The following is a 25670-nucleotide window of genomic DNA, read 5'->3' on the forward strand; positions in this document are numbered from 1 at the left end:
GCGAGTATCGGTCGGCGTACGCGGATCTTTACTTAAAGTCCCGTGGGCGTACTTTGATGGTGTCGATGTGGAGGTCGCGGATGTAGATATCGCGCACGCGGCTCGCCTTGGCCGTGCCGTCGCGCGGATCCGGCGTCGGACTGCCATGGTGGAACTCATCGCCGCGACCATGCGGCAACGGGAACGCGGCGTTCCGCTCGCCGACGCTGGCGAGCTCCCCGGACAGATCGGTGAGCTGATGCGCGACGAGGTGCACGACCTCACCCTCGCGCTGGATTCTTCCCTTCACGGCCATCATGCCAGCCGACAGCACGGTCCGCCGGAATTGCTCGAAGATCTTCGGCCAGACCACCAGGTTTGCGATGCCGGTCTCGTCCTCCAGGGTGATGAACATCACGCCCTTGGCTGAGCCAGGACGCTGGCGAACGAGCACCATGCCCGCGGCCTCCAGCCACTTTCCGTCTCGGGCGCCCATGGCCTCCGCGCAGGTGACGATGCGGCGCGCGCGGAGATCGGCCCGCAGGAAGCACAGCGGATGGTCCCGCAGCGTCAGGCCGACATGTCGGTAGTCCTCGACAACTTCCCCACCTGCGGTCATGGGCCGCAGCGACACCGCGGGTTCTTCGATCTCCGCCACCGCCGCCTGCGCAATGGCGGCCGCGGCGGCGAAGAGCGGCAGCGGCTCGTCGCGGAGCGCTTTGATGGCCCAGAGCGCCTCCCGGCGCTCCAGGCCCAGGGCCGGTCGGAAAGCATCGGCCTCGGCTAGCTGGACCAGGGCAGCCGCCGAGACGTCGGCCCGGCGCCAGAGATCGTCCACGGCGGCGAAGGGCTGGTTGGCGCGAGCGGCGATGATCTTCGCGGCGTCCGCATTGGCAAGGCCGCTCACCATCCGCATGCCCAGGCGGACGGCGAAGCGTGACTCATCCCGGGTCGGCTCCAGCGTGCAATCCCAGCGCGAGGTGTTCGCGCAGACGGGTCGGACCTCGACGCCATGCTTCTCGGCATCCCGTACGATTTGCGCAACGGCGTAGAAGCCCATCGGCTGCGCGTTCAGCAGCGCCGCGCAGAACACATCGGGGTGCCAGCATTTCATCCAACTGCTGGCATAGACGATCAGCGCGAAGCTCGCCGCGTGGCTCTCCGGGAAGCCGTAGCTGCCGAAGCCCTCAATCTGCTTGAAGGTGTGCTCAGCGAAGTCCCGCTCGAAGCCATTGGCGACCATGCCGTCGACCAGCTTCGCCTTGAAGGCGCTGACGCCGCCGGTGAACTTGAAGGTCGCCATCGATTTCCGAAGCAGATCGGCTTCGCCCGGGGTGAAGCCCGCGCACTCGATGGCGACCCGCATCGCCTGCTCCTGGAACAGCGGCACCCCGAGCGTCTTGCCGAGCACCTTCTCGAGCTCCGGCTTCGGGTAATGGACCGGCTCCAATCCTTCGCGGCGACGCAGGTATGGATGGACCATGTCGCCCTGGATGGGGCCAGGGCGCACGATCGCCACCTGCACGACCAGGTCGTAGTAGGTCCTGGGCTTCAGCCGCGGCAGCATGGACATCTGCGCGCGTGACTCGATCTGGAAGGTGCCGAGCGTGTCGGCCTTGCGGATCATCGCATAGGTGCGCGGATCCTCGGCGGGTATGGTCGCGAGGTCGAGCGCGATGCCCTTGTGCTCGGCGAGGAAATCGAAGGCGCGCTTCATGCAGGTGAGCATGCCGAGCGCGAGCACGTCGACCTTCATGAACCGCAGCGCGTCGATGTCGTCCTTATCCCATTCGATGACCTGACGGTCCTGCATCGCCGCGGGCTCGATGGGCACCAGGTCGTCAAGCCGGTCACGGGTCAGCACGAAGCCGCCGGGATGCTGCGACAGGTGCCGAGGCGCGCCCATGAGCTGGCGGGCGAGCTCCAGCGCCAACCGCAGCCGCCGATCGCCCATGCTGAGGCCGACGGCCTCGACATGCTCCGGCTCCACGCCCTCCTCGGACCAGGACCAAACCTGGGAAGACAGGGTTTTGATCAGGTCTTCGGTGAGGCCGAGCGCCTTGCCCACATCGCGCAGCGCACCCTTGGTGCGGTAGCGGATGACCGTCGAGCACAGGGCGGCACGGTCTCGCCCATAGGTCTCAAAGACCCATTGCATGACGGTCTCGCGCCGCTCGTGCTCGAAGTCCACATCGATGTCGGGTGGCTCGCGGCGCTCCTCGCTGACGAAGCGCTCGAACAGCAGGTCATTGCGGCCGGGGTCGATGGAGGTGATGCCGAGCACGAAGCAGACCGCCGAGTTCGCCGCCGAGCCGCGCCCCTGGCACAGGATGCCCTGTGAACGCGCGAAGCGCACGATGCTGTTCACGGTCAGGAAGTAGGGCGCGTAGTTCAGCCTGCCGATGAGAGCCAGCTCATGCTCCAGCGAGCGGCGCACCTCATCCGGCAGCCCCTCCGGGTAGCGCTCGGCGGCACCTTGCCAGGTCAGCTTCTCGAGCGTCTGTTGCGGCGTCAGAGTCGGGTCCTCGCGCTCCTCCGGGTACTGGTAAGAGAGCTCGTCCAATTCGAACCGGCAGCGCTGCATTATCTCGAGTGAGCGCGCCAGGGCTTCCGGGTAGCGGGAGAACAGCCGGTGCATCTCCTCCGGTGGCTTCAGGTAGCGGTCCGCATGGCGCTCGCGGCGGTGGCCGAGCGCGTCAATGGTGACGTTGTGCCGGATGCAGGTGACGACGTCCTGGAGCATGCGGCGGCCAGGCTCGTGGAACAGGACATCGTTGGTGACGACGGTCGGCACCCGCATCCGCGTCGCCAGGTTCGAGAGCTTGTGCAGCCGGAGCTGGTCGTTCGGGCGTCGCCGCAGCGAGAGCGCCATATAAGCCCGCTCGCCAAAGGCTTCGCGCAGACGGCGCAGGCGCATGCCACAGGTCTCGTCCGCCTCGTCGGGGACAAGGACAGCCATGAGGCCTTCGCCGTGCTCGACGACATCGGGCCATTCGAGGATGCATTTCCCCTTGCCGCCGCGTTTCTTCCCCAAGGACAGCAGGCGGCAGAGCCTGGAGTAGGCGGGCCGGTCTGTCGGGTAGGCGAGCAGCGAGGTACCGTCGGCGAGATCCAGGCGGCACCCCACAACCAGCCGGACGCCGGTCGTCTTAGCCGCTTCATGGGCGCGGACGATGCCTGCCAGGCTGTTGCGGTCGACCACGCCCAGCGCCGCGATGCCGAGGCGCGCTGCGCGTGCGAACAGCTCCTCGCAGCTGGAAGCACCCCGCAGGAAAGAGAAGTGGGAGGTGACCTGCAGCTCGGCGTAGCCCGGGCCGGTGCTCATCCGAAGATCCCGTGGATGAACCAGCCCTGCGATCCGGTCGCGGCATCCTCGCCGTCGCCGGCGCGGTAGAGCCAGTACCGTTCGCCTGCCTCGTCCTCGACGCGGAAGTAGTCGCGGACCGCGGCGAGCTCGGGGCCACGCTTCCACCACTCGCCAAAGACGCGCTCCGGCCCGTCGGCGCGGCGGACGCGCCGACGGACACCCCGCCAAGTGAACCAGACCGGCGGATGGTCCGGCAGCAGCGCCACGGTCTCCACAGGCTCCGGCGTTGCCAGGAGCCGGGATGGGCGTGGCCAGTGGTCGGGCCAGGTGGCGCCGGTCTCCGGGGCCATCGCCGGAATCCTCTCCACCGAGCGCTCGGGGACATCACTCGCCACCGGCGCCGCCCGGTAGATCCGCCGCTCGCCCACCCTGTTGGCGAGGATGTCCACGAGATCGGAGACGTCCGGCGGGCTGTCCTCGATGAGGGAGGTCGCCACCTGCCTGGCTTCGAGGGGTTCGGCGACGATCGCGGCGATGGACATGATCTCGATGCCGAAGCCCGGATCGATGGTCTCGATCTTCTCGCAGAGGAGCCGGGTCAGCCGCTTCGGGTCGCGGACGGGCGTGGCCGTGCCGATCCGGGCCACCTGAAGCCTGTTGTCCACGCGATGGCAGACGAGATCGAGGCGCCGAGCACCCAGGCCCCGGGCACCCAGTGCCTCGCAGAGCTGCGGCACGAGCTTGCCGATATAGCGAGAGATCGTCTCCGCGGCACTGATGGGTTCGGCGAACACGCGGCGCACCTCGACCAGGTTCGGTGGCCGGACCGGTTCCATGGGCTCGCTGGTTGTGCCGAGCGCCTGGTCGATGCGGCGGCCGAGCTCGGACCCGAACCGGAGGGCGAGGGGTGCCCTGGGCTGCGCCAGCAGGTCGCCGATGCGCTCGAATCCCAGGACGCGCAGGCTGGCGACCATGTCGACGGGCAGCCGCAGGGCGGCGATGGGCAGCGGGGCGATGGCCGCCTGGGCGCCGCGCTCAGGCGCGATGGTGATCGGCGCGATGGCATAGCGGGCGAGCGCGTGGGCGGCGCCCCAGGTGTCGGCGACGGCGGCCCGGACGGTGATGCCGGAGATCTCCAGTCGTGCGGTGAGCTTGGCCAACATCGCCTGCTCGCCGCCGTGCAGGTGGTCGGCGCCGGTGGAGCCGATGACGATGCCGTCCGGCGGGTCGGCGGCGACGATCGGGGAGAAGCGCTCGAGCACCCAGATGGCCAGCCGCTCCAGCCCCTCGGCATCCGCGGCAGGGTTGGCGTCCTGGATGATCAGGCCGGGAACCAGGACCTGCGCCTGGGTGGCGGCCATGCCGACGCGCAGGCCTGCCGCCCGGGCGGCGGCGTCGACGGCCAGGACAACGCGCTTTCGACCATCGCTGCCGACCAGGGCGAAGGGCTGATCAGGCGGAGGCGCCGCGTCGCCGGCCCGCCTTCTGATGCGATCCGTCGGCCATGTCGGCAGGAAGAGCGAGACGACCCGAGGCATCGCAAGCCTCCAACGTGAAGTCCGCGCTGTCGCCGGCGCGGCAGCGGATGAGTTCGACCAGCCAGCGGTGGCGCCCGACACCCGGCACGGGCAGGGGCTCGGAGGGCATCACGGAGACCCGCCAGCGGGTCACGGCGGCGGTCGGTTGCCCGAAATCGGCGGCCTCGGTCTGGCGCCGCCAGCGGCGCAAGGCGATCCCGATTGTCCCTGTGCCCTCAGCGGCGAGCTGGAGCCGCCTGGAGGCCGTCATGGACATCCGGCCGACCTCGCCCACCGCCGTGCCCAGGCCGCCGTGCCGCAGGCCTTCCTCCAGGCAGGCAAGGACGGCCTGGTCGTCACCGGCCTCGACATAGATGACCCGGTCCGGCCCCAAGCCAGCCTGGGCGAGTGCGGGGGCAAAGAGGTCCGGGCGCGTGATGCACCAGAGCACCTTGCCCCTGGTGCGGGCCGCTACCCCGGCGGCGAAGAGGGCGGCAGCGGCGCCATCCACGGCGGCGTTCCCGCCGCCGGCGACCTCGTGCAGGGCGCCGCGCGCCAGCCCGCCATCCGGCAGGCGGGCGTCGACCTCCGGGACCCCGAAGGGGAGCACGGCTTTCGCGCGCCGGCGGCTTCCCTCGATCCGCCGGATTTGCGCGCGCAGGTCATCAATGGCGGGCGTTGGCCGCACCTTGGGCTCCAATTGCATACGATGCGGTGGGGAGATAATGTTCGCCTTATGTTCTCCAGCGCCGTTCGAGAGTCAAGGGTGGAGGTCTGGTCCAGAGCCTCCGCCCGTCCGCACCAGCTGGGTACCCCCCTTGCATCCTGAGGCGATGACGGCAGCGCTGGCAGGCGGCTGCGTCGGCGGATGTCGAGCCGTGGCTTGGTAGCGGTGCATGCGACTGTGCGGCAGGGCCCCAAGCTTGCCGTGGGACGTCCGCCCCAGCCAGCAGCGCGCGGAGCCCGTTCCGCTCTGCCCGTTGATCGCCGCCCGCCACTCGCAAACGTGCTTCGTCCAGAAGCTCGTCGTCATGCCGATCCTCTCCTGATGGATCGTTAGCAGTGCTCCATACCCATGCTGGGAGAGCACCATGGCTGTCGAATACGGGATCAACTGGGCCCCCGACCGGCTCGTCACGGAGGTCGACGTCCTTATCCCCACATACGGGAACTACGGTGCTCCGCACTACACGGGCGGGCTCATCGACCCCGGCTATTTCGTGGATGTGGCGCCGATCGACCCACTCGATGCGCTCTTCAAGGCGCATGATTTCGCCTACTTCGCGATTCCGAGCACGGATGTCGAAGCGCTCGCGAGGTCGGACTTGGCACTCATCAGCGACATCATGGCGCTCGATGACAGCCAAATGGGCGGGGAGGCGCATCTCTACGCGGCAGGGGCCGAACTCGCATTGCTTTATAATGTCGTCGAGAACTACGAGGCCGGCGCCTTACTGACACCGGAGCAGACGGTGGCCATCACCGCCGACGCGGCAAACCACCTCCAGCTCGCTACCATCGAACCGCAGGGCATTGCCGAGCAGATCGGGCTGGCCCAGATCCTGAGCCAAAACGACAATGTATGGTAGATTCGCTGCCGCCGCTGGAACACCGGGCGGACCGATGCCTGCGCAGCCGCCACGGGATCTCATGCGTCGTCGTGACTGCGGCCCTCCACAGACAGACGTCCCCGGGGCATTGGCTCTGAATGTGCCGCCGGGAAGGTCGCCGCGGTGGATTTGCGTGAGGTCCCAAGCCCGCGCCGGGCACCCTGGGCTGTTGCTGCGCTGGCGTGCGACACAGGCCGCTCCGTGGACGCCAGCGGATGCCACAGGATCGCCCGTGCCGGCCGGCGCGGCCTGGGCGCTGCGTGCGCCGGCGCCGAACATTACCAGGTGACGAAAAGCGAGAGCCGCGGCCGTCCGCCGAGCGCATGCGGGGGAACGAGCGAGCCCCCGTGGCGTTGGCACCGCCAGAGCAGTGGGAGGGCGAGGGAGATGGACGTCGCGAAGGCGGCCGCGCTGCTTGCGGCGGCACGGGACGGAGATGAGGCTCGCGTCAGAGAGCTGCTCTCGCCCGCCGGTGGCTCAGAATCCGACGGCCCTCATGAGGCGCCGGACGGCGTGACGCCGCTGATGGCTGCCGCGGCGGGCGGGTACGAGGCTGTCGTGGAGGTGCTGCTGGGCCACGGTGCGGACCCAGCCCGGCGGGACCATCGGGGCCGCAGCGCCGCTGCGCATGCGCGCCACGCAGGCCACACCACGTTGGCGGAGCGGCTCGACACCATCGTGGACAAGGAAACGACGATCTGGTGACCGCGCGAGGCGCGACGTCGATCGTCCTGCGGAAGACGAAGCCCGTGCGGCCCTGGGCCCGGCCCGCGTGACGCGGGTTCAGGGCGGCCGCAGCGGCTGTCTGAATCACGATGCCCTGTCCCAAGCAGCCGTGTGCTCTGCAATCAGGAGCGCCGGCCATTCGCTGGCCCGGACCCGGCCGCGGCGCCAGCACGCAAACGTGCCGAGCGCGACCATGCACCGATAGCGCCTGGGCCACGTTGCAACCGAGCCTTTCCGGTGGAGAACGGCGATGGAGCGGGGCGAGGCTGACGGGTTGGGCGCGGATAGGAACGGGACGCTGCATTGCTTGATCGTTGGTGGGGGACCGGCCGGGCTGACGGCGGCCCTCTACCTCGCCCGGTTCCAGCGGCGGTTTCTGCTCGCGGATAGCGGCCATCCCCGGGCAGCCAGTATTCCGGTCAGCCACAACATCCCCTTCTTCCCGGAGGGTATTTCGGGTCTCCGTGTGCTGGAACTGCAGCAGGCGCATCTGCGTCGGTACCGATCGCGCCCGGTCACAGCCACCGTCACCCGTCTCGAACGGCGGGAAGATGCATTTCACGCCACGCTGGAAGATCCCGGTGGTGGGCGGCGAACGATTGAGGCGCGCAGGGTGATCCTCGCCACCGGCGCGGTTGACGTGGAGCCCGATCTGCCGGATCTCCCCGATGCAGTTCGGCGGGGGCTGGTACGGTACTGCCCGATCTGCGACGGCTTCGAGGCCCGCGGTCGACGCATCGCGGTGATCGGCCACGGCGACCAGGGCCTCGGCGAGGCGGTATTTATCGCCAGGACCTATTCGAACGACGTCAGCCTGCTGACGCTCGGCACCCCCATGGCGTTGACCGCCGAGCAGCGCTCCCAGGCGGCCCGGCATGGCATCACCGTTCTGGAAGCACCGGTCCGCAGGCTTCTCATGGAGGACGGCCGGATATTGGCGCTCCACACGGGCGAGGGCGTCGAGCATCGCTTTGACCTGCTCTATTCCGCGCTCGGCCTGACGTTACCGAATACGCTGGCCCGCTCGTTGGGCGCCCGATGCAATGACGCTGGCGCGCTGTTTGTGGATGACCATAACCAGACGAGCGTTCCTGGGCTCTACGCAGCCGGCGCCATCGTGCACGGGTTGGACCAGGTGGTGATCGCGATGGGGCATGCAGCCGTGGCCGCGACGCATGTTCATAACCGGTGCGATTTGCCGTTCGTCGACGAACGATGACCCCGTGACTGCGTTTGCCAATCAAGGCGCCGCCAGAACGCGGTGGCACATCCGATGCTCGTGACGCTCGCTGTGCCGCGCCTCAGCCCGGCCGATGCGGACAGGGCGCAGGCGCGCAGGCTCAAGCAGGACGGACGGCTCTTCGGCGCCGTTGAGCCCGTGACGTCGCGAACTTCGTCAGGGGATGATGGGCGGGCACTGCGGTTGCACGGAACGCGATCCCGTCAGGCTTCATGTCGGTGATGTTGTCGGCGAACTAGTCCGGAATCTCGCCGCGGACATTCTGACGGAACTTCCCTGGCGGCGGGCATCTTGGGCAACACGTGGCCGCCTCCGCGCGTTGACCTGCCGCTTCGGGCGGCGATGGCAGGGTACGAGCTCAGGAGGACGGGGCATGGCCGAAACTGTCGGCGACTTCTTCTGGCAGCGCTTGGCAGAGTGGGGCGTACGCCGTGTCTTCGGCTATCCGGGCGATGGCATCAATGGCCTCCTCGGCGCCCTCGACCGAGCGCAAGAGCGCGTTACATTCGTCCAAGCCCGCCACGAGGAGATGGCGGCCTTCATGGCCGGCGCGCACTCCAAGTTCACCGGGGAGGTCGGCGTCTGCGTCGCGACCTCCGGTCCCGGCGCGATCCATCTGCTCAACGGTCTTTATGACGCCCGGCTGGATCACACACCGGTCTTGGCGATCGTCGGGCAGCAGGCACGCGCGGCGCTTGGCAGCCACTACCAGCAGGAGGTCGATCTCCACAGCCTCTTTAAGGACGTGGCAGGAGCCTTCGTGCAGCAGGTCACGGTGCCGGAGCAGGTGCGCCACCTGATCGACCGCGCCATGCGGACATGCATGGCGGAGCGCCGAGTTGCCTGCATCATCGTCCCCAATGACGTGCAGGAACTGGATGCGGTTCCGGTTCCAGCGCATGCGCACGGCACCGCGCACTCCGGTGTGGGATATGAGCGACCGGTCGTCCTGCCCGAAACCGGGCAGCTGCGGCGCGCGGCCGATGTCCTCAACTCCGGCAGCAAAGTCGCCATGCTCGTCGGCGCCGGAGCGCTGCACGCGACGGACGCAGTCATGGCCGTCGCGGACGCGCTCGGGGCGGGGGTCGCCAAAGCTCTGCTCGGCAAGGCGGCCGTCTCCGACGACATCCCTTGGGTGACCGGTTCGATCGGCCTGCTCGGCACGGAGCCTAGCTGGGAGATGATGCAGGCATGCGACACGCTGCTGATGGTTGGCAGCGGCTTTCCGTACTCCGAGTTTCTGCCGAGAGAGGGCCAAGCCCGGGGCGTTCAGATCGACATCAAGGCAGATATGCTCAGCCTCCGCTATCCGATGGAGGTCAACTTGCACGGGGATAGCCAGGCGACGCTGGAAGCGTTGCTTCCTCTCCTTCAGCCGAAGAAGGACCGCGCCTGGCGGCAGGGGATCGAGAAGAGTGTCTCTGCGTGGTGGGAGAAGCTCGAGGCACGCGCGATGCAGCCCGCTGAGCCGTTGAACCCGCAGCGGGTCTTCTGGGAGCTCTCGCCGCGTCTTCCCGAGGGCTGCATCATTGCAGGGGACAGCGGCTCGCACACCAACTGGTACGCGCGGGACGTGAAGCTCCGGCGTGGAATGATGGCCTCTTTGTCCGGCGGCCTGGCAACTATGGGGTCTGGAGTGCCCTACGCCATCGCAGCCAAATTCGCTTACCCGGACAGGCCGGTGCTGGCCATCTGCGGCGATGGCGCGATGCAGATGAACGGGATGGCGGAGCTCATTACCATCGCCAAGTATTGGGGGACCTGGGCCGATCCGAGACTGATCGTGCTCGTGGTGAACAACCGCGACCTCTGTCAGGTCACCTGGGAGCAGCGGGCGCTCGCCGGTGATCCGAAGTTCCTTGGCTCGCAGAGCATCCCGGACGTGCCGTATCATCGTTTTGCGGAGCTGATCGGACTGCAGGGTATCTTTGCCGACTCGCCCGATGATATCGCCGCGGCCTGGGATCAGGCGTTCTCCGCCAATCGGCCGGTCGTCCTGGAGGCGTACACCGACCCCAACGTCCCTCCGCTGCCGCCGCACATCACCCTGAAGCAGGCAAAGGCGTTCCTCTCCTCGCTGGCGCGCGAGCCCGAGCGGGGCAGTGTGATCCGAAACACCGCCCGAGATCTGATCGCGACCATTTTGCCGGGTCGGTCAAGCTGAAAGAAACCGCTCATAGCCTTCGCGCGGGCGATGCAGGGGCGAAGAGGCCACGTCCGTATCGATGTCGGGGCGTGCTCGGCGAGAGAGAAAAGCTCGTCGCAGCTGATGTCGCAGTCTCAGGTGATCAAGGCCTTCAACTCGGCTTTCAACGATGCTTCAGAGACCGGCTTGGTCAGCACCCGACACCCCTTGAAGCGCCGGGGCAGGTCGTCTTCGCTGTACCCGGTGAAGAATGCGAAAGGGGTCGCTTCCTCCAGCAGTCGATCCGCCACGGCGACGCTGCTCTCGTGACCGAGTATAGTATCGAGCAGGACCGCGTCGGGAGTCTCCGCATCCAGTGCAGCGAGCGCGCCGGCGACCGATCCGACTGGTCCGAGCGCGCGGTAGCCGAGCTCCCGAACTGCGCGCGAGAGCGCTTCGGCGATCAGCCATTCGTCTTCGACCACGAGGACTGTCGGAGCATCGGTGCGAGGCTCAGCAAACATGGCGTGTTCCTCAAAAAGTCGGCTTTGCCGAGTGGCCTACTGCGGCGTTCGCGATTCCCCGGTCCCGCTGCAGAGCCTCTCGGAAGTTCGCGGCGTCCTCGCCAATCCGCGGCTGCATACTCGGCCTCGGAGCCAGAGGGGTAATGGCTGAAAAGCCGAGGGGCCGGCAGGGTAGCACGAAGTTCCGGCATTCTAGTCCACAAGGCCGGAGGGGAGATCTGCCCGGCATCCGGATCTCACGTCCGGCGCTCCCAATGCGAACGCCCAGTGAGAGGCGCCGGTCGTATCCGCCGGCGTTCGGGCCTGGAGGTTGGCGGCGCCGCTCCTGATTATCGTCGCAACGTCGAGATGCCGCATCGGGCCAATGTCGCGTCATCGCCCTGCGATGCCGCGGTGCGGCAACAGTGGCGATGAGATCCTTAAGGGATGGGGTAGGGCGCCAGGCACCGGCACTCGGCGCGCCCCATCATAGCGGAGGCGAGCGCCTCCCCTCTGCTTCCGCTGAATACGAGTTCAGTCTAGCGGCTTCCGCCCCCAGGCGTGGCCGGAGGCGCCGTCAGCCGCGGATCTTCGGGCCAAACCGGCAGCTGCGCCCCGCAGTACAGGCACGCATAAGCGTACCCTTTGGATTGGCTCTGGCCGGAAAGCTCGCTGAGCGTCCTGCCGCCCGCATCAGCTTCGGCGCTGCCTGGCTTCGTCCGCCCAGCAGGGGCGCTGCACTTCGGACACACGGCCTCCGGCATCGTCTGTTCTCCTGCGGCGGCGCGACATCAGCACCGGAAACCCAAGCGAGTGGAACGGGCGGCGGTTGCGGGTTCACGGTGACCTGATCGAGACCAGGGTCGATCGGCGGCAAACACAATGCTCATGCCGTCAGTGGCAATCGGCATGTCGCCTCGCCTCGCCTCGCCCCGCGGAATCACTCGGAGCTCCGATAGCATGCTGGCGTGCCGTTCGGAGGCGCGCATGACGCTCCGTAGAGCGCTGCAGAGTGTCTCGGCGGCGATGTAGTCAATTGAGCCGCTTGCCGACGCTGCGCATGGCGGTCAGGGGTTGGTGCGGCACGAGATGGCGGCCACGCGCGATAAGATCTGTGGAAGGAAGCGGGACGCTTAGGACCGCCGCGGCCGTCGCTGAACCGCCAGCGGCTTATCGCTCCATGTCTAGGGCGCCCATGCCGGCTGGCTCATGCGCTTGGGTCGGGTGCCTGCTTGGGAGACCGTGCCGCCCGGTCCAGCTCCGATCGCATCACCCGCAGCACCTCCTTGATCGTGTAGGGCTTGCGAATGACGGGCAAACCGCCGCCGACGCGCGCAAGCGTCGATTCGAGCGGAAGCGAACTGAGAATGATAACCGGAATAGCGTTCAGCACGGGATCCTCGCGCATCATCTCCAGCATCGCGGGGCCGCTCATCACGGGCATCATCATGTCCAGGAGCACGATGTCGGCCAGCGGCTGCTCCGCCAAGCGGGCAAGAGCCTGCTTCCCGTTCGACGCGATGGATACGACGAACCCGGCGTCCTGCAGAGCCGCCTCGAGGGCCATTGCGATCAGAGGTTCGTCTTCGACGACCAGGACGAGGGTCATGTGCCCTCCCGCGCGGTCGGACTGCCGCTGCGTTCAGCGCTCCCGCTCAGTAGCCGCTGGAGGCCCGTGAATTCGTCCTGCACGACGATGCCGCGGCGGTCCTGGATGACGAACTGGCGAATGCCAGGGTCGAACCCGCTGTCGCGCAACTTGAGGATGGCGAGTAGGCGGCGGGCGCGGGAATCATGCTCGACGTACCGGAGGGCGATGAGGTTCTCGACCAGGGACGAAATACCGGTGACTGGCATCTCGACACTGGATCCGAAGATATCGCGGGTCTCCATGGTGTAGAGCAGCGAAACACCCCGGGCCTTGAGCTCGTTGGTGAGAACAGCGAAAAAGCGGCCGATCCGCTCGGGCTCGAGAGACGCTTCGAGGAATCCTCCGAGCCCATCGAGCAAAACGCGTCGCACATGTCGGCGCTCGACCGCCCGGAGCAGGCGGTGTGCCAACGCGTCCTGAACGTTTTCTCCGCAGGGTTGCCACAGTACCTCCACGGTGCCAGCGTCCACCGCGCTCTTCAGGTCCACTCCGAGACTCGCTGCTTTCTGCAGGAGCCGCGGCGGCGTTTCGTAGAAGCCGAAGATCAAGCCTGGCTCCGTCGGCCGCGACTGGCCAATGAAGTGCACTCCGAGGCTCGTCTTGCCGACGCCCGAGGGTCCGACGATGCCTGTGATCGTCGCTTCGGGAAGGCCACCGAGGAGCATTGCGTCCAGCCCCTCGACGCCCGTCGATATTTTGTCGGGCCATGCCTGATCTGCATGCGTCATCTCGTGGTAGGCGACTTCTATACGTGGATAGATCACGAGACCGGCGTCAGTGATGCGGTAGGTGTGGCGACCCGGCATGAAGTCACTGCCGCGATGCTTGCGCACCCAGAGCGCGCGCTCGATACGCGAGCCCCTTTGCGTCTCGCCGAGCTCCAGTATGCCGTCCACCATGGTGTACTCAGGTGGCACCCTCCGGCCCTTCGCCGTCGTGAGTAGGAAAGTGGTGCAGTCCTGCAGAGCGCTTTGGGTTTGAAGCTCTTGGATGAAGGTCTTGAACTCAGTATCCGATGCAGCGCTGTCCTGCGCAGCGACCAATCCGTCCAGGACCAGCACCGTAGCCTGGTGCGCAACGATATCGCGTCGCAGAAGGGTGATCAGACCTTGAAGGCCCTCGCTCTGCAGCGCACCGAAGCCGCTGATGTACGAGATCTGATTGAAGAGGCGATCGGGCTCAAAGAAGCTCATGGTGCCGAGATTCAGCAGCATGCGCGCGTGCGTCTCCGACAGCAGAGTGACGTAGAGGACGCGCCCGCCTCCCACCGCGTGATGATAGCTAATCTGGTTTGCGAGGGTCGTTTTGCCGACGCCCGGGGTGCCCTGCAGGATATGAATGCCGCCGCGGGCGAAGCCGCCATGCAGGATCGCGTCCAGACCTTGAACGCCGCTCGGCACCCTCTCAATCCGATTTAGCGTCATTTAGACCGCCCCTTCCCGCTCCCCGTCACGTTCGTCCAGCGGCAGATCCACTTCGAAGCTCGCCCCCTGGCCGGCCTCACTCGACACATGCATCGTCCCGTCCATGGCTCGAACGAGTTGGTTGGATAACCACAGGCCCACACCAAACCCGCCATGTTCCCGGCGCGTGACGGCGCGTTCGAACCGCTCGAATATTCTCTCTCGGTCCGCCTCGGGAATGCCAATGCCGTTGTCGCGCACCATGAGCCGAGCCCTTTGCCCGTGGGCGGAGACGCGGATGACGACTGGCGCACCCGCGCCGAACTTAATCGCGTTCGAGACCAGATTTTCGGTGATTTGCTCCAGAGCCATGCGGTCCCATCGGCCAACCACCCGATCGGCGAGATCGGCCTGGACTTCGCACCGGGCGAGTTGGGCGGCAATGGCCTGTCGGCGAAGAACATCCCGGGCGACTTCGGAGAAGTCGACGACGGACCGCTCGAGCGTGAGTTGGCCGGAGGTGATGCGGGAGGTGTCCAATAGCGCGGTCGCGCGACGCAGGAACTCCTGAACCGCGACCTGGAGCAACTCGACGCGGGGTCGCAGAACATGCGGGACGCATCCCCCCGGCTCCTCGATGGCAGCAGCCAAACTCCCGACTTGCATGAGAATCGGCGTCATTGGGTTACGCAGCTCGTGGGCGGCGATGGCAACGAACTCGTCGCGCGCAAAGACGGCCTCCCGCAGTTCCGCGATGAGGCGGTCCCGGGCGTCCTCCTCGTCACTCGGCCCTGCAAAGCCGTGTGCATCCTCAGCCATGCGCTTGCCCTGACATTCCTGCGAGACGCGCGGAGCGGCGAAAGAGTTGCAGACTCGATTGCCGCCAGTCGGGCAGGCCGTTCACAGGTCCGCTGCGCGCCTGACGAGGGCGCCGCAACCTCGCCTGCGCGGGAACGTTAAGAGAACGCTTCTGGAGGTGATCGGACATGACACAAAACAACAGGGCGCCTGGCTTTCGCGAGGGCAATTCGGACCCGAACGCAAATCCCAAAGCCCATCCGGACCCGAACTCGAACGCGGTTAAAGACCCGGACGACTGGACCACAGGGGACGAGCCGATGACCGGTGCGCAGGCCTCATACCTCAAGACGCTCTGCGAGCAAGCGAAGCAGCCCTTTGATCCCGGCCTGAGCAAGGCGGAGGCGTCGAATCGAATTGACGAACTGCAGGACATCACCGGACGAGGTGGCTAGTCGCGGGAGTTCTTCTGCCGTCGCGCGGCTACTATCGCCCGTACATTCCGCCTGCCTCTACCTGGGCGGCGTCAGCTTTCGCAGAACACGGGGACAGTGCTGGGCTGGGTCTCCATGATACGGGCTCCTGCTGAAGCGCCGATATCTTGCGTCCGGGGGCGGGCTCCCGTCTGCTCTATGCATCCTTCTCACTGTCGACCGCGCCGGCTCCGCATGCTGGTCTCGCCGCGGCTCCAGCACTGGACGCCAAGATGCGCCGCATCGAGGTGACAGCGGCACAACCTGCCCATAACCGATAAGGTGGTCGCGGTGTCCCGCTTCGTGGCGAGCACCGCATCCAGCGCTACGGCATCTCAGGGTTGAGATCGCGTCTGTGCCGGCGGTGTGGCGCTCGGACGCGTTGCCCGAGTGCAACGCGCTCCGCTACACGCGCCGATGCGCGCGAGCGTCTGCCTGTCACCGGAATTGCTGTGCCTCGCGGTCGCGCGATTGCGGGGCTGAATGGCGCCGACACCAGCTTGCGGGCGGGTCGGCAAGCTCCGACAGCAGGGTCTGGCGGTGCGGCTGCTGCTGGTCGCCGGTGAGCTGGATGCTGCGATGATGGAGCTGGCGATGAGCCCTCCTTCCCGCCGCGGCCGGACCGGTGCCCAGTGCCGGTTCCACGACTCTCCATTGGCTCCCAAGAGCAAGGGCGTGGCTCAGTACCGAGGCTCTCGCGGGCAGGTCTCTTGCATCCGCCTCTGCCGAAATCCGTCTGCTGCGCGCCGCCAGTATTCGCTTCAGGTTTTGAGGACTGCGTGACGACCTTAAGCGTGTGAGCTTGGGTGAACCGGCTCCGCTGCGATAGGCGGCGAGCAGGGCGGGTCTCACCCGCAGCCACGTCTGCGCAGCAAATCGACGTATTGCCGCGAATTTTCTTGTTCTGCCGATAGCTGTTCGGGGCGCAGCCGGCCGTGGCTTGAGCGGTGTCCCTGCACGCTGGCGTGCGTGCAGTCTCGGCAACCTGCCCGCTCGTGACGAGGTTCAACGCGCGGCGCGGTCCTGCGCCTATGCGGGAGGTCCACATGTATTTCCATGACAAGCGGTTGCAGTATCCGGTGCGCGTCGAGACGCCCGATCCGCTTTTCGCGCGCCAACTTCAGCAAGCGATAGGCGGGGTGGAGGGTGAGATCCGGGTCTGCCTGCAATACTTCTTCCAGGCCTGGGGGGCACGCGGTCCGAGCCCGAAGTACCGCGATATGTTGCTGCATACCGCGACGGAAGAGATCGGGCATATCGAGATGCTCGCGACCGCGGTTGCGATGAACCTGGAGAACGCACCGCTCACCCTGCAGGAGAGCGCGGCTGAGGCCCATCCGATCGTCAACGCCGTGCTCGGCGGAGAGCGCCCCCGGCACGTCGTCGAGGGTATGTTGCAGCGGCATATTCTCTCGACAGGCCTGGCGGCGCTGCCGGCAAATTCGGACGGGCTGCCCTTCGATTGCTCGCACGTCTATGCCAGCGGCAACCTCGCCGCCGACATGTATGCCAACGTCACGGCAGAGGCGACCGGTCGCGTCCTGGCCGTTCGACTGTTCCACGCGGCGAAAGACCCCGGGATGAAGGACATGCTGTCATTCCTGATCGCGCGCGACACCATGCATCAGCAGCAATGGCTCGCCGCGATCGAGGAGCTTGGCGGCGCCGCCGCGCTGCCGATCCCGAACAGCTTCGACCAGGCGCAGGAGAAGCAGGAGTTCAGCTACGTCTTCCTGGGCAGCGAACGCGGCGGTGAGCCGCCGCCGGCCGGACGCTTCACCAGCGGCCCGTCGCTCGACGGGAACGGCAGCTTCTCGATGCGGCAGAATGCGCCGCTCGGTCAGGAGCCTATGCTCGGTCCCGCGCAGCCGAATTCGGGCGCGCAGATCGAGCAAATCTCGGCCCAGGTCTGAAGTCCATGGAGGGGCGGAGGGGGGCGCCCCTCTCTCGGTTTGGAGTTCTGAATGCAGTCCCATGATCGCGCCACCCGTCTGCCGGCCTCGTCGGCGCGTGGCCGCCTTGCGGCGCTTCCGGTCGCGGCTCTGCTGCTCGGGGCCGCTGCCGTTACCAACTACCTTCTCGCGCGTTGCACGGAGGATGGCCACCCGCCGAGGGGGCGCTTCGTCGAGGCGGATGGTGTGCGGCTCCATTACCTCGAGCAGGGCGAAGGCAAGCCGGTGGTTCTCCTGCACGGTAACGGGGCAATGGCGGAGGACTTCGCGATCTCCGGCGTATTCCAGAGGCTGGCCGCACGCCATCGCGTGATCGCCTTCGACCGGCCCGGCTTCGGCTATAGCGAGCGGCCGCGTGATCGGGTCTGGACGGCCAGCGAGCAGGCGGCGGTGATCCGGGAAGCGCTTCGTCAGCTCGGCGTTCGCCGGCCGATCATCCTTGGTCACTCATGGGGGGCCATGGTCGCCCTCGAACTGGCATTGGCGGACCCGCTCGACACCAGTGGCCTGGTGTTGCTGGCCGGCTACTACGCGCCCACTGCCCGCATGGATGTCGCCTTGCTGTCGGGCACCGGGCTGCCGGTGCTGGGAGATCTGCTCCGCTATACTGTCTCGCCCTTGCTCGGCCGGCTGCTCGGGCCGTGGTTCGTCCGAAAGCTGTTCGCCCCGCAGCCGGTCACTGCCGAGTTCCGGGAGCAATTCTCTCTGGAGATGGCGCTCCGGCCCTCGCAGCTCCGCGCCATGGGGGAGGATACCGCGCTGATGGTGCCGAGCGCCGCCGCTCTCGCGAAGCGTTATCCAGCGCTGTCGGTGCCGGCGATTGTCATGGCAGCCGCCGGCGACCGCATCGTGGATATCGACCGCCAGTCCCGAGCGTTGCACGAGCAGTTGCGACGAAGCGAGTTGTGGATCGTGGATTGGAGCGGACACATGGTCCACCACATGGTCCCAGAGGATGTGGTCGCCGCCGTCACTGTGATCGCGGACGCCGCGTGGGAGATGCCGGTGTCGGCCCTCCCGTCGACCGCGGCCAATGACGACTCCTCCTGACGGCAGCGGTAGACGCGGCGCTCCCGCGGCTATGGGCCTGTCGAGCGTCGGTGACAGCTCAGCCACATGGGGGGCCTTGTAGCATTGGATATGACCTCGAACCCGACGCGCTCTACATTGTCGCTATGGAGATTATCAATGAAGGCTCGCATCGTACTGCCCGTTCTGGTGATGTCGCTGGTCGCTGCATGCGCAACTTTGCCGTCGGAGAATGCCACTCTGCCGGAGGCCGCCGTCCAGGGACTTGGAGACTCCGGCCGCTATGCCATCCTGAATACTTCCTACGCTTTCGCGACCCCGGCCAACCTGGCGCAGAGGCCGGTGGACTCGGCGCTCGCGATTGCGCAGGCGGAGTATCTTGCAGTCGATCTCACCAGCAATCAGCGGTGGCGGGAGTTCTCCCCGATCATTGCCCAAGGCTTTCTGCAGGCGCGATCCGAGTGGCGCGCGGCAGCTGGCATTGCGCAGGATGCGCCGCCGCAGCCCGTGATAGGCGCCTTGTTCGTGGCGCGCGATGGTATGCTGAGAGGCGACACGGGCGGCGCCGCAGGCGCGCTGTCTGCTCCGATTTTCGTCGGTGGTGGCGAGGCCACTCTACGGCGCCTTTCATCGCTGCCCTACCTGCCACGAACCGCAGCTGCGGCCCGGGGAGCGGAGAACGAGCTCACGCGGATGCAAATGGCTCCGGACGAGTGACGCACGCTCCGGCTTTGGTGCGCCCAGTTCGCCAGTGACAGCCCAGGGAGGCACCCGCGGCGCGGGTGCTTCCGCTGCGTTGCCGCGGCCCAAGCTATTGCCCGCGTGAGCGCGCCTACGCCTCACTCCCGCACCGGCGCGACCCGCGTCGCCGCTCTCGTGTGGGAGTTGGACCGGAAGCTGTCCGCTGCTCGTCCCGCGGCGACCGCATCGCCTGGCTCAGGGCGGTCCAACTGGGGTCCCAGCGCCGACTCCAGCGCCTCACCGGCATTCGGCTGTGCCGCAAGCGCTAAAGCGGAGCGCAGGCGGCACTCTCTCTCACGCATGCACCACTCCGCCAGCCGCCGACCCGGCGCCTTGTGAACGCTCAAGCTGCGCCGAGCAGTGTGCTCGTCCTGGGCGTGTGCGGGCTCGAACTTCCCCGTTTCGGGATAGTTAATCCTGCCATGAGCCGTGCAGGTGGACGTTCCTGGGAAGTCGAGGGGCGACCGGCTCATGGCCGCACCCACTGAGGCGGCGGGGAGGACTGGTATGTGGGGAACCGCTCGCGGCCACGGGCTTCAGGGATTGTCGAACGCGCGTGCCACGGTGCCTGCCATGACCCTCCGGGACTCGTTCGGCTTTTGGCTGAAGGTCGCGCTGCCGACCTGGAACAAAGGCATCCTCATCCGCCGTCGAAGCATGGTGCGTGTGTCCGCCGGGCTCGACCTCGACAACGCTGCGGTTGCCCGTATGCAGGCGCTGCGGGAGGCCTACGGAGACGGGCCGGTGCTGATCCGCAACCCCATCCGTCCGCAGGCGCTGTTGCTCGCCTCCTCGGACGTGCAGCGGGTGCTGAACCAGACGCCCGATCCCTTCTCGCCGGCAAGCAGCGAGAAGCGCGCGGCACTCGCGCATTTCGAACCGCATGTCTCACTGATCTCGGCCGGGCCGGAACGGGCCGAGCGCCGCGCCTTCAACGATCAGGTGCTGGACAGCGCGCGGCCAATGCACCGCCTCGCAGACGGATTCCGCGCCTGCGCGGAGCAGGAGGTGGAGGCGCTGCTACACGACATCGGCCCGGCACCCGAGCTCACCTGGGCCAACTTCATCGAAGCCTGGTCCCGCATGGCACGCCGCATCATCCTCGGCGACGGGGCGCGCGACGACCGCGCACTGACGGACCTGCTGGCGCGACTGCGCGGCCGAGCCAACTGGGCCTTTATGGTGCCAAAGCGGCGGGGTGCTCTGGAGGCACTTCAGGCCCGGTTGAGCACGCATCTCGCTCGCGGAGAGCCAGGCAGCCTCGCCGGGCTCATCGCCACCATGCGACCCGGCGCCGCGGCCGCGATTGCGGATCAGGTCACCCACTGGCTGTTTGCGATGGAACCAGCCGGCATTACGGCGATGCGCGCGCTCACGCTGCTCGCTGCGCATCCGGCGGAAGCCGAGAAGGCGCAGGCGGAGGTCAGCGTCATCGACAACCCCGGGAGCGACCTGCCCTATCTCCGCGCCTGCATCCTCGAGACGCTGCGCCTCTATCCGACGACGCCGGTGATCCTGCGTCAGACCACCCAGGAGACCGCGTGGAGCAACGGCACGCTGCCGAGCGGGTCCGGCATCCTCATTTTCGTGCCCTACTTCCAGCGCGAGGAGCAGCGTTACCCCGACGCGCACCGCTTCCGTCCGATCACCTGGCTCGGGCTCGATCCGGCGCACGCCACTCCCTTCATCCCATTCAGTGGCGGCCCAGGGATTTGCCCGGCGCACAACCTCGTTCCGCTGCTTGCCGCCTCGTTCCTGGCAGCCATCGTGCGTCGCTACCGAGTGGCGGTGCACCAGCCCGTCGATCTCGTTAGCAGTGGGCGGCTTCCGGGAACGCTGGACCACTTCCGAGTGCGCTTGGGGCTTGGCTGATGGACGCGATGACCGCAGCTCGGAGCGGCGCCTCCGTCAACCTGGCCTTGCGCGCCCGGACGCCCGGAGGACGCGGCAACGCGGGGCGGAGCGGGCCAAAGTTCGCGCCTTCACCGGACGGGGAATTTCGGACGATGCAGAAGAGACCTTTCAGGCCTGCCTCAGCTGACGGGATGGGGCGATGCAACGATCAGGCAGCCGGGGCTGGTCAACGCGGCGGGGCGGCAGCGGCGCACGAGATGCCCGGTGGCGGCGAGCGGGGTGCGCCCGGACGATCCGGTGAGACGCCGAAGCCGAAGCGACGCGGCAATCACACCGCCCAGCTTCCTTCACGTGCTGGGCGCGGGGACTAGGCCGGAATGCCTTGGCCGGGTGGCGAGGAGGGAAGAGCGATGCTGGGTCGGACAATCGCGCGCCAGAGTGGTGAGCAGCATCCGGTCGTGGCCGGACGCTCCGGCTCACCGGAGCAGAAGCTGTCTGGAGCACGGCGATGAACAATGCCTCGTCCGCCGCCGGACCGCTCGTCGGCCCGATGGAAGTCACCGCCGCCTGGGTTTACCGCGGTCCGCACCTCTTCAGCGGGCCGGCTGGCCCTTGAGTTGATCAACGCGCTGCTGCCGTCGGAGCTTCGAGGCGTGCGCGGGCTGCACCTCGTCCATGGCGGCGCGCGTTTGCCGGACGTGCCTAACGGCGGAGCGGCGGTCGACGCAGTGCGGCGCGTGGTGGAACGCTCCGCCCTGGGTCCCACGACGGGGTCCTTGGCGCAGGAGGCGGAGCGTCGCGGGATCCCGGTGATGCGTCTTGATGACTTCAGCCTGCTGCAGCTCGGACACGGCAAGCGCCAGCAGCGCTTACGCGCGAGCATCACCGGGCGGACATCATCCATTGCGGTCGAGATTGCCGGTGATAAGGACCTCACCAAGACGCTCCTGGCGGATTCGGGCCTGCCGGTGCCGCGGGGCGAGGTCGTGCGATCGGTCGAGGACGCTACCGGCGCGGCGGAGAGGCTCGGCTACCCCGTTGTCACCAAGCCGCTCGACGGCAACCACGGACGCGGCGTCAGCCTCGACCTCCGAACACCGGAAGCAGTGCGCGCCGGCTTCGACCACGCTGCCGAGCGCAGTCGTCGCGTGATCGTCGAGCAGCAGTTCGTTGGCGAGGACCACCGCATCCTGGTCATCGGCGGTGAGGTCCGCGCCGTCGCTCAGCGCGTGCCTGCTCATGTCGTCGGTGACGGCTCCGCGAGCATCGCTGAACTCATCGAGCGGGAGAACCGCGATCCTCGGCGCGGCAGTGGACATGAAAGGACCATGACGCGGATCGAGGTTGACGGCCAGCTGCGCGCGATACTGGCACAATCCGGGCTCACGCTGGAGAGCGTGCCCGAGGACGGTTGCTGGGTCCGGCTGCGGTATGCCGCCAATCTCTCCACGGGCGGCACCGCGATCGACCGTACGGATCATATTCACCCGGAAAACGCTGCCATCGCCCGGCGTGCAGCCCTCATCATCGGGCTCGACGTCGCGGGCATAGACTTCATCGCACCCGATATCGGGCGGTCCGTCCGGGAGACCGGTGGCGGGATCATCGAGGTGAATGCGGCGCCGGGCTTTCGCATGCATCTGGAGCCGTTCGAGGGTTGGGCACGCGATATCGCCCGGCCGGCGATCGAGACGCTGTTTCCTGACGGTGCGACCGGCCGCATTCCGATCCTGGCAATCACCGGCACCAACGGCAAGTCGACCACGACGCGGACGGTCGGCCATATCCTGCGGCATTGCGGCTACACCGTCGGCATGACCAGCACCAGCGGCATCTGGATCAACGATGATCGGATCATGGAGGGTGACTGCAGTGGTCCCCGCAGCGCGCGCATGGTGCTGAGAGATCCGACGGTCGAAGCCGCGGTGCTGGAGACGGCGCGAGGTGGGATCCTTCGTGAGGGGCTGGGATTCGAACTTTGCGATGTAGGCGCCGTTCTGAATGTCCAGGCAGATCATCTCGGGCTCAAGGAGGTCGAGACGTTGGAGGACCTGGCAGCGGTGAAATCGGTCGTGGTTGAGTCGGTGCGCCGTGAGGGTTGTAGCGTGCTGAATGCCGATGATCCGTTGACGCTGGCGATGGCGCGTCACGCTGGCGGCCGCATCGCCTGGTTCTCGATGCAGGACAGCCTGTCGGATGTCGTCCGCCAGCATGTCTCGGCCGGGGGGCTCGCCGTGGTGCAGGAGCCAGCGAGCATCGGCAACGAAGTTGTTCTTTATGACAACGGGCGGCGACTGCCCCTGATGGGTGTGGCGGAGATTCCGGCGACGCTTGGAGGCTTGGCCGCATTCAACATCCAGAACGCGCTCGCGGCTGTTGCGATGTGCTACGCGCAGGGTATTCCGCCGCCGGTGATCCGCGGCGCCCTGCAGCGCTTCTCCTCCTTCGAGCAGTCGCCAGGTCGCTTGAACGTGCACGACGGCCATGGCTTCCGGGTGATCATGGACTATGCACACAACCCCGCCGGCCTGCGGGCGCTTTGCGACCTCGTCACCAAGCTGCGGCCGAGGGAGGGCCGCGTGATCGGGATGGTGAGCACGCCGGGGGACCGCAGGGACGACGACATGCGGGAACTCGGACGAATTGCCGGCCGCGTCTTCGACGTCGTGGTGCTGCGCGAACGCCCGGACGGTCGTGGACGCGCTCCAGGCGAAGTGATGCGGCTGATCGCGGAAGGGGTCGCCGCCGTGGACTTTCCACCCGAGCGGCTCCACCAGGTGCCCGACGAGATCGAGGCTGTCGATCTCTGTCTGGGGATGGCACATCCGGGTGATTTGGTGGTTCTGACGCCGACCTCGGTGGAGGCCGTCTGGTCGCGCGTGCTGGCCTTCACGCCGCCGCTGCCGTCCGAGCTTCCGCGCCAAGCCGCCGAGGTGGTCTGACCATGCATGGCCAAACCGAGGGCTGGACCATTGCGCTGCACGGGGGAGCGAAGCGGATCGCCCGTGATAAGGAGCAGGCCAACCGGATGGGGTGTCTCCAGGCGCTCAAGGCAGGCCTTCACGTTCTCCGGTATGGGGGCAGCGCCGTCAGCGCCGTCGAAGTGGCGATCCGAAGGCTCGAGGATGACGGCACCTTCAATGCCGGACGTGGCTCATCCCGAAATGCCGACGGCGACGTCGAGATGGATGCAGCACTGATGGAAGGCGGCAGGCTCGATCTGGGCGGGGTTGCGGCCATTCGTGATGTGCGCCATCCGATCACCGTGGCACGGATGATGCTGCGTGAACGTCCGACACTGCTTGTGGCGGATGGCGCGCGTCGGTTTGCTCTGGCGCATGGCGTCGAGCTTGCCGACTTCAACGCGGGAGCGGAGTTGAATGCCGGCGGCTGCGACACTGTGGGTTGCGTCGCACTCGACGCGCGCGGCGATGTTGCGGCGGGTACCTCCACGGGCGGAATCGAGGGCTGCCTTCCGGGTCGGGTTGGGGACTCGCCCCTGCCCGGTTGCGGGCTGTACGCCGACAACGAGCGAGGGGCGGTCTGCTTCTCCGGGGATGGGGAGGGGATCGCGCGGGCGCTGTTGGCCGCGCACGCAATGGAACTCCTCGTGGAATCGCCGCAGCGCGCGATGGACGACGCCATGGCTCGAGTCCAGCGCCTTGGCTATGAGGCCGGCGGCGTTGCGATCGATCGTGCCGGGCGGATTGGCTGGGCGCACAATACAGCGCATTTTGCGGTTGCCATGGCGACCAGCAGAGATGGCCGCCCTCGGATCTACCTGCACAAGCAGGAGGAAGCCGGGCCATGACCGACAGAAGGCGTGTGGGCACCGGCCCACTGGTGATCATCGGCGGCCATGAGGACAAGGAGGGCGACCGAGTTATCCTGCACGAGGTGGCCCGACATTTGCGGGGCGGACGGCTCGTCATCGCGACGGTCGCCTCGCACCAGCCAGACGGGTATTTTGCAGCCTACCGTGAGGCGTTCACGGCCATAGGGGTGACCGACCTGGTCGAACTCTATGTCGAGGAACGGTCCGAAACCCACGACGAGGAGAAGCTTCGCCTCTTCGATGGCGCGGGCGGCGTTTTCTTCTCCGGCGGCGACCAGCTTCGGATCAGCAGCCAGTTGGGCGACACGCCGGTGGAACAACGCGTCCGTGCGATTCATGAGGCCGGCGGGGTAATCGCCGGGACCTCGGCGGGCGCGTCGGCCATGAGCGACACAATGCTGGTCAGGGGCAGCAGCCGAGAGACGCACCGGATCGGTGACTTGCATCTTGCTCCCGGACTTGGCTTCGTGCGCGACGTCATCATCGATCAGCACTTTGCGGAGCGTGGGCGCATCGGCCGCCTGCTCGGAGCTGTTGCGCAGAACCCGCGCGAGCTCGGCATTGGCATCGACGAAGATACTGCGATTGTCCTCCGAACGGATCGCTTCTCCGTCATTGGCAGCGGTGGCGTCTATGTCGTCGATGGGGGTGGCGTGACTCACTCGAATATCGCCGAAGCGGAGCCGCATCGCGCCCTCTCGATCCATCACGTCCGGCTTCACGTCCTTGGTGACGGCGATGGCTTCGACTTGCTGGAGCGCCGACCGGCAGCGTCAGGAGATGTTGGGGCAGAGCGGCCAGCCGAAGAGACGGCAGCGGACCGGGCCCGGCATCAAGACGCGGCGGAGCTCTAGCCTCCACGCGGTGGAGCAACAGAACGTCGGTGAATTGGGCCGAGCGACCCACAGTGTACGGGGAGAACGTTAG

19 protein-coding genes are annotated in these 25670 nt (G+C 67.1%); 12 read left to right on the forward strand and 7 right to left on the reverse strand.

Annotation, left to right across the window (positions count from 1 at the left end; translation table 11 throughout):
- Nucleotides 1-28: 28 nt before the first annotated feature.
- From GXW71_RS08800 to GXW71_RS08810, 3 genes are read right to left on the reverse strand one after another with little or no spacing between them, the layout of a single operon-like run.
- The gene (locus GXW71_RS08800) at nt 29-3304 is read right to left on the reverse strand and encodes an error-prone DNA polymerase (RefSeq protein WP_211852112.1); all 3276 of its coding nucleotides are present in this window, start codon (nt 3302-3304) and stop codon (nt 29-31) included.
- Entirely contained in the window at nt 3301-4824 is a 1524-nt protein-coding gene (locus GXW71_RS08805) for a Y-family DNA polymerase (RefSeq protein WP_211852113.1), read from the reverse strand. Before GXW71_RS08805 ends, GXW71_RS08800 begins: the two co-directional genes overlap by 4 nt.
- Complete coding sequence (locus GXW71_RS08810; RefSeq protein WP_211852114.1) at nt 4739-5509, reverse strand: ImuA family protein; 771 nt, start codon at nt 5507-5509, stop codon at nt 4739-4741. The genes GXW71_RS08805 and GXW71_RS08810 overlap by 86 nt, the downstream gene beginning before the upstream one ends.
- Before the next feature lie 385 nt (nt 5510-5894).
- On the opposite strand from GXW71_RS08810, the gene GXW71_RS08815 reads away from it, so the two are divergent.
- The 4 genes from GXW71_RS08815 (at nt 5895) to GXW71_RS08830 (ending at nt 10543) form a co-directional block, all read left to right on the forward strand.
- Nucleotides 5895-6392: a hypothetical protein gene (locus tag GXW71_RS08815; protein WP_211852115.1), complete on the forward strand. Its 498-nt coding sequence runs from the start codon at nt 5895-5897 to the stop codon at nt 6390-6392.
- 408 nt (nt 6393-6800) lie between these two features.
- Nucleotides 6801-7118: an ankyrin repeat domain-containing protein gene (locus GXW71_RS08820; protein WP_211852116.1), complete on the forward strand. Its 318-nt coding sequence runs from the start codon at nt 6801-6803 to the stop codon at nt 7116-7118.
- A gap of 271 nt (nt 7119-7389) precedes the next feature.
- Nucleotides 7390-8358, forward strand: coding sequence for an NAD(P)/FAD-dependent oxidoreductase (locus GXW71_RS08825; protein WP_211852117.1), 969 nt, complete (start codon nt 7390-7392; stop codon nt 8356-8358).
- 394 nt (nt 8359-8752) lie between these two features.
- Nucleotides 8753-10543: a thiamine pyrophosphate-requiring protein gene (locus tag GXW71_RS08830; RefSeq protein WP_211852118.1), complete on the forward strand. Its 1791-nt coding sequence runs from the start codon at nt 8753-8755 to the stop codon at nt 10541-10543.
- A gap of 116 nt (nt 10544-10659) precedes the next feature.
- Here the strand turns inward: GXW71_RS08830 and GXW71_RS08835 are convergent, their stop codons facing one another.
- The 4 genes from GXW71_RS08835 to GXW71_RS08850 all read right to left on the reverse strand — a co-directional run bounded on the left by GXW71_RS08835 (nt 10660) and on the right by GXW71_RS08850 (nt 14880).
- Complete coding sequence (locus GXW71_RS08835) at nt 10660-11028, reverse strand: response regulator (protein ID WP_211852119.1); 369 nt, start codon at nt 11026-11028, stop codon at nt 10660-10662.
- A gap of 1186 nt (nt 11029-12214) precedes the next feature.
- The gene (locus tag GXW71_RS08840; protein WP_211852120.1) at nt 12215-12616 is read right to left on the reverse strand and encodes a response regulator; all 402 of its coding nucleotides are present in this window, start codon (nt 12614-12616) and stop codon (nt 12215-12217) included.
- Entirely contained in the window at nt 12613-14082 is a 1470-nt protein-coding gene (locus GXW71_RS08845) for an ATPase domain-containing protein (RefSeq protein WP_211852121.1), read from the reverse strand. The genes GXW71_RS08840 and GXW71_RS08845 overlap by 4 nt, the downstream gene beginning before the upstream one ends.
- Complete coding sequence (locus tag GXW71_RS08850; RefSeq protein ID WP_211852122.1) at nt 14083-14880, reverse strand: sensor histidine kinase; 798 nt, start codon at nt 14878-14880, stop codon at nt 14083-14085.
- A 167-nt stretch (nt 14881-15047) separates the two neighbouring features.
- Here GXW71_RS08850 and GXW71_RS08855 point away from each other — a divergent pair, with 167 nt between their 5' ends.
- From GXW71_RS08855 to GXW71_RS08890, 8 genes are all read left to right on the forward strand, one after another.
- Nucleotides 15048-15314: a DUF3072 domain-containing protein gene (locus tag GXW71_RS08855; protein WP_211852123.1), complete on the forward strand. Its 267-nt coding sequence runs from the start codon at nt 15048-15050 to the stop codon at nt 15312-15314.
- A gap of 965 nt (nt 15315-16279) precedes the next feature.
- Entirely contained in the window at nt 16280-17245 is a 966-nt protein-coding gene (locus GXW71_RS08860; protein ID WP_367617270.1) for a manganese catalase family protein, read from the forward strand.
- A gap of 51 nt (nt 17246-17296) precedes the next feature.
- Nucleotides 17297-18334, forward strand: a complete 1038-nt coding sequence (locus GXW71_RS08865; protein ID WP_211852124.1) for an alpha/beta fold hydrolase — start codon at nt 17297-17299, stop codon at nt 18332-18334.
- A gap of 138 nt (nt 18335-18472) precedes the next feature.
- Nucleotides 18473-19030 carry a hypothetical protein gene (locus GXW71_RS08870; protein WP_211852125.1) on the forward strand — a complete coding sequence of 186 codons (558 nt, stop codon included), beginning with the start codon at nt 18473-18475 and terminating at the stop codon, nt 19028-19030.
- A gap of 495 nt (nt 19031-19525) precedes the next feature.
- Nucleotides 19526-20926 (forward strand): cytochrome P450, encoded by a 1401-nt coding sequence (locus GXW71_RS08875; RefSeq protein WP_211852126.1) that lies wholly within the window; start codon nt 19526-19528, stop codon nt 20924-20926.
- 599 nt (nt 20927-21525) lie between these two features.
- Entirely contained in the window at nt 21526-23850 is a 2325-nt protein-coding gene (gene cphA / locus GXW71_RS08880; protein ID WP_211852127.1) for a cyanophycin synthetase, read from the forward strand.
- Nucleotides 23851-23852: 2 nt separating this feature from the next.
- Nucleotides 23853-24719 carry an isoaspartyl peptidase/L-asparaginase family protein gene (locus GXW71_RS08885; RefSeq protein ID WP_211852128.1) on the forward strand — a complete coding sequence of 289 codons (867 nt, stop codon included), beginning with the start codon at nt 23853-23855 and terminating at the stop codon, nt 24717-24719.
- Entirely contained in the window at nt 24716-25597 is an 882-nt protein-coding gene (locus GXW71_RS08890) for a cyanophycinase (protein ID WP_211852129.1), read from the forward strand. The genes GXW71_RS08885 and GXW71_RS08890 overlap by 4 nt, the downstream gene beginning before the upstream one ends.
- Nucleotides 25598-25670 lie beyond the last annotated feature (73 nt).

Origin of the sequence: Plastoroseomonas hellenica (assembly GCF_018129085.1) — a bacterium.
Classification (GTDB): Bacteria; Pseudomonadota; Alphaproteobacteria; order Acetobacterales; family Acetobacteraceae; genus Plastoroseomonas; species Plastoroseomonas hellenica.

Excerpts from the sequence above, each read along its gene's own strand:
- GXW71_RS08800 (WP_211852112.1), bottom strand. The coding sequence starts at position 3,304 with ATGAGCACCGGCCCGGGCTACGCCGAGCTGCAGGTCACCTCCCACTTC.
- GXW71_RS08805 (WP_211852113.1), bottom strand. The coding sequence starts at position 4,824 with ATGCCTCGGGTCGTCTCGCTCTTCCTGCCGACATGGCCGACGGATCGC.
- GXW71_RS08810 (WP_211852114.1), bottom strand. The coding sequence starts at position 5,509 with ATGCAATTGGAGCCCAAGGTGCGGCCAACGCCCGCCATTGATGACCTG.
- GXW71_RS08815 (WP_211852115.1), top strand. The coding sequence starts at position 5,895 with ATGGCTGTCGAATACGGGATCAACTGGGCCCCCGACCGGCTCGTCACG.
- GXW71_RS08820 (WP_211852116.1), top strand. The coding sequence starts at position 6,801 with ATGGACGTCGCGAAGGCGGCCGCGCTGCTTGCGGCGGCACGGGACGGA.
- GXW71_RS08825 (WP_211852117.1), top strand. The coding sequence starts at position 7,390 with ATGGAGCGGGGCGAGGCTGACGGGTTGGGCGCGGATAGGAACGGGACG.
- GXW71_RS08830 (WP_211852118.1), top strand. The coding sequence starts at position 8,753 with ATGGCCGAAACTGTCGGCGACTTCTTCTGGCAGCGCTTGGCAGAGTGG.
- GXW71_RS08835 (WP_211852119.1), bottom strand. The coding sequence starts at position 11,028 with ATGTTTGCTGAGCCTCGCACCGATGCTCCGACAGTCCTCGTGGTCGAA.
- GXW71_RS08840 (WP_211852120.1), bottom strand. The coding sequence starts at position 12,616 with ATGACCCTCGTCCTGGTCGTCGAAGACGAACCTCTGATCGCAATGGCC.
- GXW71_RS08845 (WP_211852121.1), bottom strand. The coding sequence starts at position 14,082 with ATGACGCTAAATCGGATTGAGAGGGTGCCGAGCGGCGTTCAAGGTCTG.
- GXW71_RS08850 (WP_211852122.1), bottom strand. The coding sequence starts at position 14,880 with ATGGCTGAGGATGCACACGGCTTTGCAGGGCCGAGTGACGAGGAGGAC.
- GXW71_RS08855 (WP_211852123.1), top strand. The coding sequence starts at position 15,048 with ATGACACAAAACAACAGGGCGCCTGGCTTTCGCGAGGGCAATTCGGAC.
- GXW71_RS08865 (WP_211852124.1), top strand. The coding sequence starts at position 17,297 with ATGCAGTCCCATGATCGCGCCACCCGTCTGCCGGCCTCGTCGGCGCGT.
- GXW71_RS08870 (WP_211852125.1), top strand. The coding sequence starts at position 18,473 with ATGAAGGCTCGCATCGTACTGCCCGTTCTGGTGATGTCGCTGGTCGCT.
- GXW71_RS08875 (WP_211852126.1), top strand. The coding sequence starts at position 19,526 with ATGGCCGCACCCACTGAGGCGGCGGGGAGGACTGGTATGTGGGGAACC.
- GXW71_RS08885 (WP_211852128.1), top strand. The coding sequence starts at position 23,853 with ATGCATGGCCAAACCGAGGGCTGGACCATTGCGCTGCACGGGGGAGCG.
- GXW71_RS08890 (WP_211852129.1), top strand. The coding sequence starts at position 24,716 with ATGACCGACAGAAGGCGTGTGGGCACCGGCCCACTGGTGATCATCGGC.